Here is an 18,561-nt window from a genome sequence, read left to right on the forward strand (position 1 = left end):
TTTGTAGCAAGGAAATAACTATTATTTATAGAATTAAGGTTAAGAGGTGAAATAATGGACGAAGAATTAGTTAAACTATTAATTGGAATAGCTGTTATAATTATCAGTATAATTGTCTTGTATATTCGCAGTGGTAGTAAAAAATCTTTATATGAGTTTGTACTGTCTTCTTTAATGAAGTTTTGGGATAGGCTAGTTAAGTTATTAGTGGTAGTAGCAGTTATTTGGTTTGGTGTTAGAGTAGTAGCTCATTTATTAAGGAGGATATTATAGGTGTATTATGGTAGTCGTGGACAATTATTAGAGGAGATGATTGAAGAATCTAATCAACAATATTCACTACAACAGATGGGAGTAATTCAGAAGATACCTACTCCAGTTAAAGTCTTAAATATTGATTCAAGGACGGGAAAGATTAAGAATGGTTTTTACGAGAAGAAATCTACAGTTGATTATATTGGTGTATTTAAAGGAGTTCCAATCGCTTTTGATGCTAAAGAGACAAATGTTGATACTAGGTTAGATTTAAGTAATGTTAAAGAACATCAATATTATTTTTTGAAGAATTGGGTTGAGAATGGCGGTGTAGGATTTTTGATTATCCATTTTGCAAATTTAAATGAGAGTTATTATCTTCCTTTTGAGTTATTAGATGAATACTGGACTAAGATGTTAGCTGGAGGGCGTAAGAGTATTCCTTATAAGAAAATTGTGCAAGAAAGTTATCAGATAGGGAGTAGAGGATTGATTTTTTTAGATTATTTAAGGGCTGTAGAAGAGTATCTAACTGCTAAAGAGGGTTAGAATAGAAGGATTATTGATTAAATCTATTTATAATCTTGATTTTTTCAATTAGGTGTAATAAAATATATATGGTTGTCCAAAAATAATTAAGTAAAATAACTTGTACAATTTAGAATATAATAACTATATTATGTGTAGAGGATTTTAGGAGGGATAAAGATGGGAAAGAAAATATTAATTACTGATGATGCGAACTTTATGAGAACGATGCTTGCTAAGATAGTTGAGGAGAATGGTTATGAAGTAGTAGGAACTGCAGAGAATGGAGAGGTGGCAATTCAAAAATATAAAGAATTAAAGCCTGATTTGGTAACTATGGATATCACTATGCCTGGCATGGATGGTATTGAAGCTACTAAGGGTATTATGGCAGTAGATCCAAATGCTAAGATTGTAGTATGTAGTGCTATGGGGCAAAAACCTATGGTGTTAGAAGCTATTGAAGCTGGAGCAAAGGACTTTATAGTAAAGCCTATTAAGCCAGAAAAAGTTAAAGAGACTTTGGCTAAATTAATAGGTTAATCAATCTCATTTTCTTCGATTTTTCCAATTAATAAAGGATTTATTCTAAAGTTATATTCTTAAAAAGATATAAATTTATTTAATTGAGAACATGGGTTACTAAACCCTATTTGTGTAAAATATTCAGGTTATCGTAATACCAATGTATTCCCAGAATAGCATACCTACAGGTCTATCAACCTTTCGTGCAAGACCAGATGCTATGAGGGATAATGGGTTTGTGGACAGCCCCTAGTGAATAAGGTAATCTACACTTGTAGAGGAAACTTAAACTACAAACTTCACTAAAAAGCTACTAGTAATATACTTTTTTTGAGTATATAAAGTATAGCGAAGCTCCATCTAAATTTTTAATTTAGGTGGTGAGGTTCACGAGATATCTCTAGATATAATCTTATTAGAAAAACCAGTTAATCTTTAAAGGTTAACTGGTTTTTATGTCTGTATTGTAAATTTTAAAGATAGTAAGTAACAGACTTAATATATTCAGATTAATCGTGTTCTATAATTAAATAAGTGGAATATAGTTGTTAAATTTTAATTTAAATGCATAAATTAACCGAGATAACTTAATCATAATAATGAACTTTCTTTGATAAGCACTTTGAAAATAATACTCTAAAGACTGAGTTAATTCTCTTATTATATATTTGCAATTAATAGTATTAGTAGCATTAGTTTTCACTTTACCTTTAATATATTTAGTATAAAGATTAAATTAAGTGGATAATGTATAGTTAGATTAATTAATTTTTAAAGATGATATGTAATTTGTTTTCATTAATGTCTTTATTAAAGTTACTATTTTATATCTTTTAATTATATGTGATATAAAATTTTTTGATGATAAAAAGGGATATATACTTATTTATCGAAAGTCATAATTAAGGAGGGGAATCTTTAGCTTTATCTAATATAAGTTACGACTTTGTCAAAAATAATTAATTTTTAATAGTAGGGGGAATTTTAATTTATGCCTAATAGTGATTTAAAAGCAATCAAGGTAGTTGTTAAGGGAAGGATTCAAGGGGTAGGTTATAGAGCTAACACTCATAAGAAAGCTACTCAGTTAGGTATTACTGGATACATACGCAGCGTTCAGGGTAGAGAAATAGAACTTGTTGCAGAAGGAAAGGAAGAGGCTTTAGAAGAATTGATAGAATTCTTAGAGGAAGGACCTTCTGGTGCGGAGATTGAAGCATGTGAAGTTGAATGGATAGAAGCAACCGATGAATTTATCAGGTTCTCTATTAAGTATTAAGAGATAGAGGTGATAATAATGGGGCTTTTTTCAAAGATAAAGAAGCTTTTTTTATTTAATGATACTGGAACTAGTAAAGATTTAATTGATATACATGTAAGGTGTAACAAATGTGGAGAGCAGATTGATTCTTATTTCAGAAAAAATTATGATTTGCAGAGTAATTATGGAGCAGGAGACTGGGCTTACTTAATTGATAAAAATTTGGTCTGTCCAGGGTGCTATCAGAGTATTACTATGAGAGTAGAGTTTGATAAGCGGCTTAATAGTATTAATAGTGAATTAGCTGGTGGAGAATTTATTATTGATGAGGATAGTTCTCAAAATTAATATTGCTAAGCTTTAAATTTTCAATTATATCGCAGAACAAGCCCTTATATCAGGGAGTTAGTGATTGGCTATTGCTGATAGGTAGTAGTTGATGAAGCTCTCTGATATAATGAATTTTTTGTACATAATTTACTTAAAAATGGTTTATTCATAGTTGCTTTTGCTTTAAAAATTAGTATATGGGACTTACTAAATGAATAATATCTACTAAGCTGTTTTAATTTTAATAACAGTGACAAGTAACAAGTTAAGGTCAAAAGATTAAAATATTATAAGTTTCAATTTAGGATAATTTTATATAAAACTTTGTACAATTTTTATTAATTTAATAAAAGCATTAACTATCAAGAGGTTATATCTAGTTTAATAAGACTATCATAATAATGTATTATATCTTAAAAAATTATAAGGTTATCGAAATAAATTTTAATCTTGTTGGAAAATGATTTTGGGAGGATACAATATGAATGTGGCTAATCTTTTAACACTCAGTCGAATTATACTACTGCCTTTTTTTATCATCTTCTTTTTCAGCAGCTATGAAAATAATTTTATGATTGCGGGAGTAATCTTTACAATCTCTGGATTGACAGATTTATTTGATGGCTATGTGGCTAGAAAGTATAATCAAGTCTCCCATTTAGGAAGGTTATTAGATCCTTTAGCAGATAAATTAACTATGATCTCTGTATTTATTGTTCTGGCGATTAATAATTCTATTCATATATGGGTTATATTAGTTATTTTAATTAGAGAAATTATTATATTAATTGGCTCATTTATAGTATATTTTAATAGTGATGATATCATCAGTCCAAGTAAGTTGGGTAAATCAGCTACTTTCTTATTGTATATAACGGCTGCTGCTTACATCTTAGATTTAGCTTTATTCAAGTTTGCTCTATTTATAGCCCTTCCCTTGACAATTATATCTGGGGTCAGTTATTGTCGTGAAGCCTATAAATTCTTATTTAAAGGTAAGAAGGTCTAATTATTTAGTTTAGTACATAAGTCTTAATTTGAATGTTTTGAATCAAAGGAAATAATTATAATAGTTTTTTTATATTTTTCCCTTGATTCAACTTGTTATGATTTTTTAATTTATTGGGCAAAGATATGATTGCCTATTTGGTTGACCACTGGTCTATTATAGATCCAAGGAGAGGTAGTTTTAAGAGGATTATAATAGAACAGAGCCCCATTGCTAGGATCAATCCCATTGATAGCTGAGAGGGCTGCTTTAGAGGCTTCAGCGTTGGGTTCTAATTGGAACTGACCATCGTTAATAGCAGTAAAAGCCAAAGGTTGATAGATGACTTCTGAAATGGTATTGGGAAAATCCTTACTTTTAACCCTGTTAAGAACTACAGCTCCTACAGCAACCTTTCCAGCAAAGGGTTCTCCTCTAGCTTCAGCATGGATTATTTTGGCTAGTAGATAAATTTCATCTGGGCTTATAGAGTGTCTTATAGAATTTTGAGCTAAAACTGGACTAATAAAGATGACTAAAATTAAGGGGATAATAGATACTGTTTTTCATCTCATTGTTTATCACCTCGAATAGAGTTTTAGCTATATTTTATTATTAATTATTATAATATTTATGAAGGTAAAGTATACTAAGAATAAATTAAATTAATAATTAAATTTACTTGTTATGACAAATTTCAGCTAGAATGAATCTCTATGATTTTAGAAACTTTCAAGTCCATCTACTAAACTCTTTGAAGGGAGAGTCTGATATGAATGAGTTACAATCTGCTTTAGAGCAGGAGGTCTATGCAGTAGTAGGTGCATCCAATAATAAAGACAAATATGGCTATAAGGTATTTAAATTTTTAGAGAATCATAATATTAAAGTTTATCCAATTAACCCTAATGCTTCACAGATAGAAGGGACAAACTGTTATGGTAAGTTATCAGAACTACCAGAAAAGATTGATGTGGTTGTTACAGTTGTACCACCTCAAATTAGCAAAAAGATAGCAGAAGAGGCTGGTGCTTTAGAAATAGAGTACCTTTGGATGCAACCAGGTTCAGAATTTGAAAATGCAGAGCTATATTGTGAAAAATTAGGGTTAAAGTGTATTGTCAATGAATGTATTATGGTAGAGATGAGAGGTTAAAAACTATCTTTCTAGCATCTGTTAGTCTATATTTGTTAAGTTTGCTTACTCATATTAAATTTTAAATACAGAATCAATCAAATATTTAAAGGGAGGTTTTTTTAATGAAAACTAAGACTTGGCAGCCATTTAGTGAGATTAATACTTTACGCAATAAGATTAATTTATTTGCCGATGAAAGTAGAATTGAATATAGTAAAATGGCAGACCCTACAGTAGATATCTATGAAGAAGGAAAGAGTTTAATTGCTAGAATTAGCCTTGGAAATGTTGATATAGATACTGTCGAAATTTCAATAAGTGCAGAAAGTATAATTATTAATTCTACAGATAGAGATACTGTAATTAAAAGCCTTTCTTTGCCAGTTAAAGTTGATAATAATCAGGCTGACATTAGACTAGAGGAGGGAATGGCTAAGATATCCATTCCTATAGTTCAATGATAAGTTTAAAATAGAATATTTAATCAATTTAGTCAAGTATACTCGTATGCTTGACTCTTTTTGTTAAATTTACTATAAATCGGTTCTTGGATAATTTTTTCACTTTCAAGGTATATAAAATGGCAGTAGATATAAAATAATTAAAAAACTGTGCCATCTTTTAAGTCAATGATATAGGAGGCAACTTAATGGAAAATAACAACGACCAAGTAGATTTTGAGGAGATTGATTTAAGAGAATATATCGGAATAATATTAAAAAGAAGGAGTCTGATTATAGGACTGCTTATTTTGGCAATGCTAGTAGGGGTTATATTAAATTTATTGATAGAACTTGTTTATCAATCTGAGACCATAGTTAAATTAAGCAACTCAAGTGGAAAATATTCTAATATGAATTATGCTAAGCAGAAGATTAAGAATGTAAATTATATAAAAGAGATAACTAAGGAGCTTAATTTATCATATAACTTAGACAAGCTTAATAAGCTTAGAGAGAATAATTTGGAAGTTGATAAGTTGGAAGATGATGTATTAGCTATATCCTTTAAGAGTAATGACCCTCAAAAAGCAAAGCAGATACTTAGTGGTATAATAGATTTTTTTAAGCAAGAGAGCCTTAGAAATTTTGAAAGATTAAAAGAAGAGAAACTAGACTATTTAGAAGCTATTAATGAAGAAATTTCCAAGTTAGAAGAAGATTTAAAAGAGAGTAATAAAGCGGTTACAGAACTTAAAAATTTAGAGATGTCTGTAGGAGATAAGGCTATTATCAGTAATAATCTAAAGGATAGATGGAGTAATATGCAGGAGATAAAGATATCTTTAATTAACAAAAAGCAAGAGGTTATTGCTCAAATTAATAATATGGAAGGTTTAGAGGTGATTAATGCACCTATCGTCTCTAAAAATCCAATCAGACCAAATAAATTATTAAATTTAGCAATCAGTATACTATTAGGATTACTTATAGGAACTTTTATGGCTTTCTTTTTAGAATTTTTAGAGAGATAATTTTAATTATAAAATCAATTATTGCTAGAAAATGAGATTAAATATAAACAGTATAGTACTTAATAAAAGGAGAGTAATCATGTCTTTTTTACCTAACATTCTTTATCAGAACTTGAAGAGATATTTTGGATATAATGATTTTAGACCTAGGCAGAAAGAGGTATTGAGATATTTATTTGCTGGTAATGATTTAGTAGCTATCTTACCAACAGGAAGTGGTAAATCTCTCTGTTATCAGCTGCCTGCAACTTGCTTATCAGGTCTAGTGGTAGTCGTTTCTCCTCTGATCTCTTTAATGAAGGATCAGGTAGATAGTTTGAGATCTAGAGGTATTGGAGCAACTTATATTAATAGCTCGCTAAATTGGTCTAAGCAGCAAAAGAGGTTAAAAGGGATTGTACAAGGGGCTTATAATATTATCTATATTGCCCCAGAACGCTTCGAATCTGATTTATTTTTAGAGAAGCTAAGCAAGGTTGAAGTTGCGTTATTTGCTGTTGATGAGGCCCATTGTATCTCGGAGTGGGGGCATGACTTTAGACCAAGTTATCTAAAGTTAGCAGAAGTAAGAAAGAAGTTAGGTAATCCTAGATTGATTGCTTTAACAGCTACTGCTACCCCTGAGGTTAGAGAGGATATCATTAAGGGGTTGGATTTGAAGGATTTTAAGCTATTGATCAAGGGTTTTGAGCGGAGAAACCTCTATTTGGAAGTAAAGATGGTAGAGAATGAACTTAGAAAAAAGGAAGAGCTCTTGCAGATATTGACTTATAATTCACTTCCTGCAATTGTCTATGTGGGAACTAGAAGTAGAGTTGAAGAGATAATAGCTTTTTTAGAAGATAAATTTTCAGTAATAGGGTATCATGGAGGGATGAATCCCTATGAAAGAAGGAAAGCTCAAGATTCTTTTATGGCGGGAAACTATGATATCGTTATAGCCACAAATGCTTTTGGGATGGGAGTTGATAAGTCGGATATCAGGTTAGTAGTCCATTATGAACTGCCTGGTACTTTAGAGGCTTACTATCAAGAGATTGGTAGGGCAGGTAGGGATGGCTTTGCTAGTAAGTGTATCCTTCTTTATCAACGGGAAGATAGTGATTTAAGGGAGTTTTTTATTGATAGTGACTATCCTCCAAAGGATATAGTAGAAGAGGTCTATTCTTTCTTGCTATCTAAAGACCAAGATGAAGTAGAGCTTGACTTGAATCAACTTTATCTTCAATTAAGAAGTTTACCTAGTAGATTAACCCTTGAAGCTTCCTTAAGATTATTAAGAAAAGAAGGTTATTTAAAGAGGATTTCTAGTAAGAGCCAGGAGGCAACTTATCAGATTTTGAAGCGGGTAGAGCCTAGAGAGCTAGAGATAGATTATCTCAAGCTAGAATCTCTTAAAGAGAATAAGTACCAAAAATTAGTTGAGTTAAAGGGATATATAGGTACAAAAGAGTGTCGCCACCAATATGTACTCAATTATTTTGGTGATGAAGAGCTCTTAAACTACTGTCCAGGCTGTGATAATTGTGATGAGCTTAATCAAACTAGAGTTATAACTAAGGAGTTAGGCGTTTTAGTGCAGAAAATCTTAAGTTGTGTGATTAAGCTTGGCGGTAGATTTGGAGTTACTACTGTAGCCAAGGTATTAATAGGCTCTAAATCTAAAAAACTATTAGGACGGGGCTTAGATAAGGTATCTACCTATGGAATCGTTGATAATTTTAGTTATGAAGAGATTATTAAGATAACTGAAGAGCTAGTTGAGGCTAAATACCTTAAGAAGAATAAAGGAAGATACCCTACAGTTCAAATTACTAAAGCAGGTTATAAGATTCTACACCAACCCTATAACTTAGATTGGAACTTAGTTAGAGAGGATCAAGAGATAAATAATCTAACTAATCAAGCTAGAATCAAGTTATTAAAAAGATTGAAGGATTTAAGAGCTACTCTTTCTAAAGAATTTAATCAAGCACCTTTTATTATTGCCCATGATAAGACTTTAGAGGAGTTAGTAAAGAGGATACCTAGCAATCGAGCAGAGATGTTAAAGGTTAAAGGTTTTGGGGAGGTTACTTATAGAAGGTATGGTGAGCCTTTCTTAAGAGTTATTAAAGAATTCTTAGAAGCTGAACCGAAGTTAGAGAGGATAGAGACTCCTATTTATTTAGATGGTACCTATGAGCAGACTTTTAATCTATATCAAGCTGGATTATCCTTAGAAGAGATTGCAGAAGAGAGAGGGTTAGCAGTTGGTACAGTTATAGATCATCTATCAAAATTAATAGAGTCGGGAGCAGAGATTGATATTAAAAGATTTATCTCTGCTATTCAGCTAGAAGAGATAAGAGCAGCTATTGCTAAAGTTGGGTATAGTTCTTTAAAGGTGGTTAAAGAAGCAGTTGATGAAGAGATTGACTATAATAAGATTAGGCTAGTGGTTGCTAGCTACAAGAAGGAGTTTATGAGCAATTAGATTGTAATCCTTATAATTAAATTTAATTAAAGTAATAAGCCAGTTACTCTTTGGAGTAGCTGGCTTTTGTGTATGATTAATAAGATATTTTAACAACCTCTAAAGCTAATCTAACTGGTCTCTCTTAGCAATTACCATTATTTAAGCTCATATTTCTCTTTGACCTAGAGTATACATATACTAATCAAATAAGAGATATGGGTGATTACTATGTTTTTTATAAAGGATAGGATTGTCCTGGGTATGTCGATGATTAGATTTATTTCAGGGATGATTGAGTTTACAGCAGCACTATTGATGTTTAAATTCAATTCAAGGGAGACTGCCTTTCAAATCAACTCTTTTTTAGCGTTGGTAGGTCCTACAGTAATGATTTTAGTTACTAGTTTAGGGCTAATAGGGCTAGCAGGTAAATTTTCCTTGTTACAGATGGGAGTTATTATTGTGGGAGTTACATTGATATTTATAGGAATGAAATTGTAGATTATAGTTAAATAATTAACCAATAAAATAATGTGTAAAGGTGTGATAGAATGGATAAAAATTTTAATAATGGGTGGAATTTAGATATAGAGTTTCCCTTGGTTGGCAGAGAAGAAAAGCCAAGAAGAAATGGCTTGACCATGGTATTAGACAAAGGGTTAGGTCTATATGAGAGCGAGGATTTATTAGAGATTGCATCAGAATATATAGATTTTTTAAAATTGAGTTTTGGTACTTCGGCATTATATCCTAAGGATTTATTGAAGAAAAAGATAGAATTAGTTAAAGATTATGGAGTTGAGATATATCCAGGAGGTACCTTTTTAGAGGTAGCAATTATCCAGAATAAATGGGAAGAGTACTTATATAAAGCTAAAGAGTTAGGTTTTAATGCAATTGAGGTATCTGATGGGACTATTGATTTGCCTTTTGATTTAAGGAGTAGCATTATTAAAAAAGCTAGAAAGCTTGAATTTACGGTCTTTGCTGAAATTGGAAAGAAGGATAAAGATGAAGAGTTTGAGGTCAGTCAGATGATTAAGCAATTAAAGATGGATATAGCTGATGGAGCTGATAAGGTGATCGTTGAAGCTAGAGAATCTGGTAAAGGGGTATCTATCTATAATGAAAGTGGAGAGGCTGATGAGTTTAAATTGCAGAGGTTATTATTAGATAGTCCCCATCCTACTGATATTATTTGGGAAGCACCTTTAAAGAAGCAGCAGGTATACTTTATTAATGTCTTAGGGAATAATGTTAATCTGGGAAATATTGATACTCGTGATATCTTGGCTTTAGAGTCTCTGCGTACAGGTTTACGGGGAGATACCTTTAAGAAGACTTTAAATTTAGATAGCCCTGATAAAACGGTTATAGAGATTGATGTCTGATAACTTTACTAGATTGACTTCTTGTGATAGTATAAAAGTTAATATAATATACAGAGAGATTGCGTAATTTGTTCTTTGGTGGTTTGGTAGTTAGGGGTTAGATCGTTAGGCGTAACCCCACCCACCAGACTACCTACCCAGCTCCTATGAGTTGGAAAAGATAACTCTACGTGTAAACCATACCGGAACTGTCGCATATACTACTTAGTATAGGAAAAATGGAGGGTTAATCGATGAAAATAGATGTGATATTCTCTGCAGATAGGATTAAAGAAGCTGATGTGAGGGGAAAAACAGCAGTAGTCATTGATACCTTACGGGCAACAAGTACTATTGTAACTTCTTTGGCTAATGGTGCTAAGGAGGTTATTCCAGTAGTTAGTATTGAAGAAGCTAAGAGATTGAAAAGAAGTTTAGGAGAAGAAACTCTAGTTGCTGGTGAGCGGGGAGGGGTTAAGATTGAAGAGTTTGATTTAGGTAACTCTCCAAGGGCGTATAGCCAAGAGGTAGTGCTGAATAAAACTGTTATCTTAACCACTACTAATGGGACCAAATGCTTTGCTAGATTAGAAGGTGCTCAAGAGGTATTGGTTCTTTCGTTGCTAAATTTAGAAGCTGTTAATGATTATCTACAGGAGAAAGAAGATATTGTATTCTGCTGTGCAGGAACTCATGGAGAGTTTGCTTTAGATGATTTTGCTACTGCTGGTAAGATCATTGTTAGGTTGTTTGCGAATAAAGAGGTTAAGTTAAGTGATAGAGCCTTGGTAGCTTATCAGTTATATTTGCAGAATAAAGAAAATTTCTTGAGTTTGATTAAAGGCTCTAAAAGTGGACAGAATTTAATTTCTTTGGGTAAAGAGGATGATATTGATTATATAGTAGAAGATCAGGAGTTTGAAGTAGTACCTACTTATTGTGAAGGAAAGATAAGAGTTTAATAGATTACTAAAAAGATGGCTTAAGCCATCTTTTTACAATTTATGAGTAATATATTTTATAGATATTATTATACTTAATCTTAAACTGCTTTGCTCTAATTTAAAATCGTATAAGATTGGATGCTATTCTATTTCTCCTTTAACCTACATAAAATTTTATTAAGTAGGAGTTAAGGGAGTTGATTGGGTGAACACAAGTTATATCTTTCTTCTGATAATCTTTAGTATAGGTCTGCTATCTAAATCTGATCTATTGGTATTAGCAAGTATAGTGTTGTTTATTTTGAAGCTGATTAGATTTGATAATTTTTTAGTTATCTTAGATAATTTCGGGATAAAGATAGGTTTATTGTTCTTATTACTGTCAGTAATGGTTCCTTTAGTCGATGGTAGTATATCTTTAGTGGAGATAATAAAGAGTTATAAATCTATTATAGCAGTATTTGCTTTAGTCAGTGGCTTATTAGCAACCAAAGTTGTTGGAATGGGGATTATTCTCTTAGAACGGGAGCCTGAGTTGATAGTAGGGATGTTATTAGGTTCGATAATTGGGATAGTCTTTTTTAATGGTGTTCCAACAGGACCATTATTAGCAGCAGGCTTAACTGCTATCTTTTATCAGTTATATTCTTTATTATTTAATTAAAGGAGAGGTGAGGATAAATGGGTTGGATATTTCTTATTTTATTGCTTATCTTCTTATGGCTAATAAAGAAACATCCTAGTAGTTCAAATTTTAAGATTTTTGATAACTATAGTTATTATATAAGTAAGTATTTAGATGTGAATAAGAGAGATAATGACAAGAAAAAAGACCAAGATAATTAATTATCTTGGTCTTTTGCTAATAATATCTCTTCTTTAAGAAAGATATAAGTTAGAATTGATACTACTAGGGCTATTGCTGAGGCTGTTAGAAACATCACTGTTTTGCTGATTTCATAGAGCAAGCTAAAAACTGGAGGACCAGCAGCTACACCTAAAAAACGGACACTACCATAAATTGAGGTGACGCCTCCTCTTTGTCCACTTCCAGCAGCACTAGTAACTAGGGTATTTAAAGCAGGTAATACTATTCCGTTTCCTACTCCTAATAAAGCCAGTAAGACCAAGTAAAGGGTTAAACCATCTAAAAAGGGTAAGATGGCCAATGAGATACAATCTATTAATAGTCCCAGTGACATTACCTTCTTAAATCCTTTGCCTTTCTTTTTAAGGTAAGCTCCTGAGAGATAAGAGCTAGTAGACATTAGTAGGATAGGAAGGGAGATTAGAAGTCCTTTCTTTAATCCTTTGATATGGTATTTTGTTTCAAGTACATCAGAGATATGGGATAATACTCCAAAAAGTAGAAAAAGTACTGTTACCCCAGCTAATAAGCTAAAGAATAAAGAAGCCCCTTTTTCACTAAAAATCTTTTTAATATCATTTACATAATCCTTTAATTTCTGTTCTTTAGTATTAGTTTCTGGTTCTTTAATGATAAAGAAGAAGGCAATGGTAATAGGAACAGCTAATAAAGCATAGGAGAAGAAGATAGCATACCAGGAGATTAAGGCTACTGCTGCTCCTAATAAAGGGCTCATAACCTTTCCTAGCCCATTTGCTGCTTCAACGGTTCCTAAAGCCGAACTACGTTCATTTGATTGGAATACATCTCCAACTAATGCTATTACGATAGGATAAGTACCAGCAGCTCCTATTCCTTGTATGATTCTTCCTACCAGAACTAGATAATATCCCTTTTCCTTTAACATGATAGCAGCTACCCCTGAAATTACACCACCAATTCCATAGGTAATTAGAGAGGGAATAATAATTTTTTTACGCCCATATCTATCTGAAAGATATCCTAATAAAGGGATAGCCAGACCAGCTGAGGCTGAAAAGAGAGTAATCATAAGTCCAACTTGAAATTGATTGATATTTAATGCAGACTTTATCTTAGGAAATTCAGGGATAAGCATAGAGTTTCCTAAGACCATTAAGAAGGGGACTGTAGCAAAGACAGCAATCATTATTTTAGAATCTTTCTTCATTTAACTTTATTCCTCCCAATTGTTATTTTTATCTAATGAGAAGATAATTGATTGATACTCTTCTTAGTCTGAACAGTTAGAGAAGTTTTTATGTTAAGATAAAGTAGATAAAATAATTGGAAATATACTTAGAGTTATCCTTAATCTTAAACTGTCATAATATCTCTATTAACTTCTATGCCGAACTCATATATCAATAGCCAGAATAAAATAAATCTATAATATGGGAATATATTAAAAATAAAGAGGATTATTAGATAATAAATAGAAATATAATAAATGATTTAATGGATCTTTAATTTCTAATTTATTTTAAATTACCTTTTATTCACATACTAAATTTAACATAATATATACTAGCAGCACAGTGATTAATAAGAGTAAAAACTATAGAGATTATCTTAAAGCTGAAAATTTATGATTAAATCTATTCAAGCTATCAAGCAAATTGTTTATAAAATAGCGAAGATAGTTTCATGGAAGGGAGGCAGATGATGGGATTTTTTGATTTTTTAAAATCTAAGCCAAAGAATAATAATAAGGTTGTAGCTAGAAATCCATTGAATTTGCAGGTAGGGGATATTGTAGAATATGATTTAGCAGAGTATAAGGTTATAGGTAAGTTGATTTATGAGGAGGGAGGATATTTATGGTATGATTATCACCTCTTTGATGGTCAGAAGCACCTGTGGTTAGGTGCTGAAGATGATGATGAGTTAGAGATAGGACTGTATAAGAAGTTGGATGTAAATCATCAGCTCTATGTTCAGCTACAGAATGAGACTCCTAAAAAGTTGACTTATGAAGGTAAAGAGTATACTTTAATTGAAGGTGGTAAGGCCAATATTAGAGCAGAAGGAAGAGTAGGAGCTAAGACTGGTCAAAGAGTTCAATATTGGGACTATGAAGCCAGTGATGGTAGTGAAATATCTGTGGAGAGATGGGGCAATGAATTAGAGATTAGTATAGGACAAGAGGTTAAAGAGAGTTTATTAGAGTATTATCCAGGGGTAAGTAATGAGTAAAGTATTAGCATAAGTATAAGTCTAATTTAAACTGATACAAAAATACAGGAGGGATTGAATAATGGGTATCTTTGATCGTATTAAAACTGTAATGAGTGGTAAGGCCAATGAAGCTATCGATAAGTGGGAAGATAAGAATATTGAAGTTGTTGTTAAAGAGGAGATTCGCAAGATGAAAGATGAGTATCGTCAAGCCAAAGTAGCTGTTAATAAATCGATCACTTTGGTAAAAGAGGTAGAGGCTAAAAGGGATGAAGCCAAAGAGGAGATGGAGCACTGGAATGAGCGAGCTAAACAGGCCTTAGAAGGCAATAAGGAGGATTTGGCACGTAAGGCTTTAGAGAAGAAGCAAGCAGCTGAAAAGAATTATAATAAGTATAAAGAGCAAGCAGAAGCTAGAAGAAAGACTGCTAATTTACATAAGAGAAAGCTTGACGAATTGAAAAAGAAGGTTGAAGAGGCAGAGGATAAGCAGGATGAATTGATTGCTGAAGCTGAGAATGCAAAGTCTACTACAGAAATCAATGAGACTTTAAGTGGACTTGGCAAGTACTCTGCTGCGGATGATTTAGACAGATTATCATCCAAGGTTGATAAGATGAAAGCTAGGGCAGAGGCAAGTAATGAGTTATATGATGAGCTAGAAAAGGATGATTTAGAAGCAGAGTTTGAAAAATTAAATGATAATGATTCAGTAGATGATGAATTAGCGAAGTTAAAAGCTGAAATGGGTAAGGAAGATAGCAATAAGTAGATTAAAAATATAGATTTATGATAAAATAAGGCCTCTTAAATGGGGCTTTATTTTATCATAGCTTTTTACTTTGGTATTTAGGTAGTTTGGGGGAGAGGTAGTTAGTAAAAAATTCTAACCATCCAACCACCCATCCACCCACTTAACTTCGAAACTGTTGTGAGTACTGATTATTTGAAGGGAGATATAATATGTTTAATGAATCCTTTACTATTGGAATTATTATGTTGATCGTTATGGTTATAATTGGGGTTGCCCTTTTTCCTAGTGCATCAATTGCTAAAAAAATTGATGAGAAGTTTAAATTAAAGGGTAGGGAGAATGATGTGTTAATCTATCAATCACCTCATAATTTAGCAAGTACTTCTAGCAAGATCAGTAACTTGAAAAGACCTCGAGATATTAAGGGTTCTGACAATAATAGATTTCTATTATATGAGAATTATATTGTTGTATTAAAGCCTAGGGGATTGAATAATACCGATATTGAGGTAATGAGACATAGTAGAGCCTATAATCGCTATCGAGGTCCAATAGTAAATTATTGGGGTGGTACTATTCGTAATGGTAGTATTGGACGTTCTTCCTCAAGAGGTGGAGGTTTTGGCTTTGGGAAATAAAAAATTAATATAAACTGTAAACTTATTGGCAGGGGTGTAGTTATGGCTAGAGAAAAGAATTTAGAAGAGATTAAGATAATAGCTCCATTAATGTTCTGTGCTTTTTTTGTATCAATTTCTGGAATTACTTATCAATTAATTATTGGGGGTATATCATCCTACTTACTAGGTAATAGTGTCTATCAATTTTCGATAACTATTGGATTGTTTATGACAGCTTTAGGAATCGGTTCATTATTTTCAAAGTATATCGAGAAGGATTTAATGAGTAAATTTATGTTAGTAGAGACCTTATTAGGTTTGGTTGGTGGAATTACTGGTGTGATATTATTCTATAGTTATGCTATTTCGGAGCTGTATATAGTGATAATGTTCTTATTGATTATTGCTATTGGTTCATTAACTGGTTTAGAGCTACCAATATTGACTAGAATTATAGAGGACTATGAGGATTTGAAGATTACTTTGGCTAATGTTTTATCGGCTGATTATATCGGTGGATTGATTGGGTCTTTGTTATTTCCTATTATTCTCTTGCCAAACTTTGGTTTTATTGAGACTAGCTATATTATGGGGATCTTAAATTTAGTCGTGGCTGGGATAGTTTATCTTAAATATAGAAAACGGATGAGGCTTGATAAATTTATTGGAGTATTTTTAGTCTTAATATTGATTCTTTTAACTATTGGAATCAGTACCGTTAAGAGCACTGAAGATTATATAGAACAGAAGTTATATCAAGATAAGGTGGTCTATTCTAAGCAGAGTAAATACCAGAAGATTGTAATAACTAAAGATAAAAATGATGTTAGATTATTTTTAAATGGTAATATACAGTTCTCTTCTAGGGATGAATATCGCTATCATGAGTCCTTAGTTCATCCTGCGATGAGTCTTTTAAAGAAAAGAAGCAGAATTTTGATTTTGGGTGGTGGAGATGGCTTAGCAGTTAGGGAGCTGTTGAAGTATCCAGAGATTAAAGAGATTGATCTAGTAGATTTAGATAAGAGTATGACTGACTTAGGAGAAAATTCTAAATATCTATTGAAGCTCAACCACGGCTCTTTAGCCGATAAGAGGGTTAAAATTTATAATCAAGATGCTTATCAGTACTTAGAGGAGACTAATAAGAGTTATAATCTAGTAATAGTTGATCTACCAGATCCCAATGACGAGAGTTTGAACAAGCTTTATACAGTCAACTTCTATCGGATGATATATGCTCATTTGAACAATCAAGGGATAGTTGTTGTCCAGTCTACCTCACCTTACTTTGCTAGCAGGGCTTTTTGGATGATTCATCATAGTATTAACAAAGCAGGCTTTTACACTAAACCTTATCATGCTTACTTAGCTTCCTTTGGAGAGTGGGGCTTTAATTTAGGGACTAAGGGCTTTGAATTCGAAGTGGAAGACTTAAAAGTAGATGTAGATACAAGGTTTTTAACTACAGAGATGTTAGTAAGTCTATTCTATTTTGGAGAGGATATATTAAAGGTTAAAGAAGAGGTAGGGGCCAATACTTTGACTAGACCATCATTGATTCGAGAGTATAATCGAGCTTGGGAGGATTATTGATAAGGAGGATATTTTAGGATGTTTAATGTTTTGGTTAAGTATTTTGAAAAATTTAAATTTAAATTAGATCGTCATACCTTTCATTGGCTGATATTTATTGCGATACTTATTTTAGTATCAAGTGCTCTGTTGATTATGCTAGTAGAGCCTGATGAACAGTTTAGTAATTTTATAGATGCTTTATGGTGGGCGATTGTAACCGCTACTACTGTAGGCTATGGTGATAAATATGCGGTTACTTTATTGGGGCGGATTATATCTATTATAGTGATGTTGTTAGGGATAGGAATTGTTGGAGGGATTACAGCAAAATTGGCTGATATCTTTATTGAATTTAAGAGAAGAAGGGAGTTAGGTGAAGTGGAGGCTGAATATACTGGACATATAGTAATCTGTGGTTGGAGTAGCAAGGCTAAGGAGATAATCAATCAGATTTTAAATGAAGATCTTGAGAGAAAGCAGATAGTCTTAGTTGCTGATATTGAGCGAGACCCTTTTTTAGATAATGATCTGATACACTTTGTCCGTGGAGATATTACAAGAGAAGAGGTTCTTAAAAGGGCAGGTGTACAAAGGGCTAAAAGTGCAATTGTTTTAAATGCTGATGAAAACGATGCTACTACTGTGCTGACAGTACTGACTATTGAAACGCTCAATCCTGATATTTATACCATAGCAGAGATTAGTAGTAGTGAGAACAAGATTCATTTAAAAAACGCCAATGTTGATGAGATAATAGTCAACAATCAGATTAATAGTCAATTAATGGTACGGTCAGCTTTATATCAAGGAACCTCTCAAGTTATCAGTGAATTATTATCAAATGAGAGTGGTAATGAAATTTATATCTTTACAGCTGATAATAAGGATATAGGAAATAATTTCTTAGATGTATTTACTAAATATAAACGAGAAGATGATATAATCCTATTGGGGATTAAACGAGAAGATCAGATTATCACCAATCCAGCTAATGATGAAAAGATACAAGCAGGTGATAAGTACTTTTATATTGCTAAGACTAAAGCCAAATAGGATTTATCAAAGAAGCCTGAGGGCTTCTTTTTCTTTTGATGGGATATTTTATTATGTTATTTTAGAATAGAGTTTAATGGGGATATTGCGACAGTTTCGGTATTAGGTAGGCAGGTGGTTTGGTGGATAGGTTAAACCTAACTACCTAATTACCCAACTACCAAAACGCAAAGTGTCCCATTATCATTCTTTAACCTCACAATTAACTTTTACTCTAAAGT

General features: G+C 32.2%; 21 protein-coding genes. 19 read left to right on the forward strand and 2 right to left on the reverse strand.

All coding sequences use genetic code 11. The features are described 5' to 3' along the window. The first annotated feature begins 54 nt into the window (after nucleotides 1–54). The 6 genes from BX659_RS07975 (at nucleotide 55) to pgsA (ending at nucleotide 3,908) form a co-directional block, all read left to right on the forward strand. Nucleotides 55–273 (forward strand): hypothetical protein, encoded by a 219-nt coding sequence (locus BX659_RS07975; protein ID WP_097017930.1) that lies wholly within the window; start codon nucleotides 55–57, stop codon nucleotides 271–273. Next, nucleotides 274–804 (forward strand): Holliday junction resolvase RecU, encoded by a 531-nt coding sequence (locus BX659_RS07980; protein WP_097017931.1) that lies wholly within the window; start codon nucleotides 274–276, stop codon nucleotides 802–804. Nucleotides 805–963: 159 nt separating this feature from the next. Next, on the forward strand, nucleotides 964–1,326 hold the full coding sequence (locus tag BX659_RS07985) for a response regulator (protein WP_068717113.1): 363 nt from the start codon (nucleotides 964–966) through the stop codon (nucleotides 1,324–1,326). Between the two features lie 973 nt (nucleotides 1,327–2,299). Next, nucleotides 2,300–2,587: an acylphosphatase gene (locus BX659_RS07990; RefSeq protein WP_097017932.1), complete on the forward strand. Its 288-nt coding sequence runs from the start codon at nucleotides 2,300–2,302 to the stop codon at nucleotides 2,585–2,587. Nucleotides 2,588–2,605: 18 nt separating this feature from the next. Beyond that, entirely contained in the window at nucleotides 2,606–2,917 is a 312-nt protein-coding gene (locus BX659_RS07995) for a hypothetical protein (RefSeq protein WP_097017933.1), read from the forward strand. Between the two features lie 463 nt (nucleotides 2,918–3,380). Then, entirely contained in the window at nucleotides 3,381–3,908 is a 528-nt protein-coding gene (gene pgsA, locus BX659_RS08000) for a CDP-diacylglycerol--glycerol-3-phosphate 3-phosphatidyltransferase (RefSeq protein WP_097017934.1), read from the forward strand. Nucleotides 3,909–4,018: 110 nt separating this feature from the next. On the opposite strand, the gene BX659_RS08005 is transcribed toward pgsA, so the two are convergent. Beyond that, entirely contained in the window at nucleotides 4,019–4,441 is a 423-nt protein-coding gene (locus BX659_RS08005; protein ID WP_097017935.1) for a cell wall hydrolase, read from the reverse strand. A 218-nt stretch (nucleotides 4,442–4,659) separates the two neighbouring features. Here BX659_RS08005 and BX659_RS08010 point away from each other — a divergent pair, with 218 nt between their 5' ends. The 8 genes from BX659_RS08010 (at nucleotide 4,660) to BX659_RS08045 (ending at nucleotide 11,935) form a co-directional block, all read left to right on the forward strand. Then, complete coding sequence (locus BX659_RS08010) at nucleotides 4,660–5,043, forward strand: CoA-binding protein (protein ID WP_172431893.1); 384 nt, start codon at nucleotides 4,660–4,662, stop codon at nucleotides 5,041–5,043. 104 nt (nucleotides 5,044–5,147) lie between these two features. Then, on the forward strand, nucleotides 5,148–5,486 hold the full coding sequence (locus BX659_RS08015; RefSeq protein WP_097017937.1) for a hypothetical protein: 339 nt from the start codon (nucleotides 5,148–5,150) through the stop codon (nucleotides 5,484–5,486). 188 nt (nucleotides 5,487–5,674) lie between these two features. Continuing rightward, nucleotides 5,675–6,499, forward strand: a complete 825-nt coding sequence (locus BX659_RS08020; protein ID WP_097017938.1) for a YveK family protein — start codon at nucleotides 5,675–5,677, stop codon at nucleotides 6,497–6,499. Nucleotides 6,500–6,578: 79 nt separating this feature from the next. Then, nucleotides 6,579–8,975, forward strand: a complete 2,397-nt coding sequence (locus tag BX659_RS08025; RefSeq protein WP_172431894.1) for an ATP-dependent DNA helicase RecQ — start codon at nucleotides 6,579–6,581, stop codon at nucleotides 8,973–8,975. A gap of 210 nt (nucleotides 8,976–9,185) precedes the next feature. Beyond that, the gene (locus BX659_RS08030; protein ID WP_097017940.1) at nucleotides 9,186–9,458 is read left to right on the forward strand and encodes a YqhV family protein; all 273 of its coding nucleotides are present in this window, start codon (nucleotides 9,186–9,188) and stop codon (nucleotides 9,456–9,458) included. Nucleotides 9,459–9,508: 50 nt separating this feature from the next. Then, complete coding sequence (locus tag BX659_RS08035; RefSeq protein WP_097017941.1) at nucleotides 9,509–10,348, forward strand: phosphosulfolactate synthase; 840 nt, start codon at nucleotides 9,509–9,511, stop codon at nucleotides 10,346–10,348. Between the two features lie 233 nt (nucleotides 10,349–10,581). Continuing rightward, nucleotides 10,582–11,289, forward strand: a complete 708-nt coding sequence (locus BX659_RS08040) for a 2-phosphosulfolactate phosphatase (protein WP_097017942.1) — start codon at nucleotides 10,582–10,584, stop codon at nucleotides 11,287–11,289. A 187-nt stretch (nucleotides 11,290–11,476) separates the two neighbouring features. Further along, complete coding sequence (locus tag BX659_RS08045; protein ID WP_097017943.1) at nucleotides 11,477–11,935, forward strand: DUF441 domain-containing protein; 459 nt, start codon at nucleotides 11,477–11,479, stop codon at nucleotides 11,933–11,935. 178 nt (nucleotides 11,936–12,113) lie between these two features. On the opposite strand, the gene BX659_RS08050 is transcribed toward BX659_RS08045, so the two are convergent. Next, entirely contained in the window at nucleotides 12,114–13,328 is a 1,215-nt protein-coding gene (locus BX659_RS08050) for an MFS transporter (RefSeq protein WP_097017944.1), read from the reverse strand. Nucleotides 13,329–13,822: 494 nt separating this feature from the next. On the opposite strand from BX659_RS08050, the gene BX659_RS08055 reads away from it, so the two are divergent. From BX659_RS08055 to BX659_RS08075, 5 genes are all read left to right on the forward strand, one after another. After that, nucleotides 13,823–14,353: a DUF4178 domain-containing protein gene (locus BX659_RS08055; RefSeq protein ID WP_172431895.1), complete on the forward strand. Its 531-nt coding sequence runs from the start codon at nucleotides 13,823–13,825 to the stop codon at nucleotides 14,351–14,353. 61 nt (nucleotides 14,354–14,414) lie between these two features. Beyond that, a complete protein-coding gene (locus tag BX659_RS08060) occupies nucleotides 14,415–15,107 on the forward strand; it encodes a PspA/IM30 family protein (protein ID WP_097017946.1) in 693 nt (230 codons plus the stop codon). 191 nt (nucleotides 15,108–15,298) lie between these two features. Then, nucleotides 15,299–15,727 (forward strand): DUF4247 domain-containing protein, encoded by a 429-nt coding sequence (locus BX659_RS08065; protein ID WP_097017947.1) that lies wholly within the window; start codon nucleotides 15,299–15,301, stop codon nucleotides 15,725–15,727. Nucleotides 15,728–15,769: 42 nt separating this feature from the next. After that, the gene (locus BX659_RS08070; protein WP_097017948.1) at nucleotides 15,770–17,305 is read left to right on the forward strand and encodes a polyamine aminopropyltransferase; all 1,536 of its coding nucleotides are present in this window, start codon (nucleotides 15,770–15,772) and stop codon (nucleotides 17,303–17,305) included. Nucleotides 17,306–17,323: 18 nt separating this feature from the next. After that, on the forward strand, nucleotides 17,324–18,340 hold the full coding sequence (locus tag BX659_RS08075) for a potassium channel family protein (RefSeq protein WP_097017949.1): 1,017 nt from the start codon (nucleotides 17,324–17,326) through the stop codon (nucleotides 18,338–18,340). Nucleotides 18,341–18,561: the final 221 nt, after the last annotated feature.

The sequence above is a fragment of the Orenia metallireducens genome, assembly GCF_003001995.1.
Lineage (GTDB): Bacteria > Bacillota > Halanaerobiia > Halobacteroidales > Halobacteroidaceae > Orenia > Orenia metallireducens_B.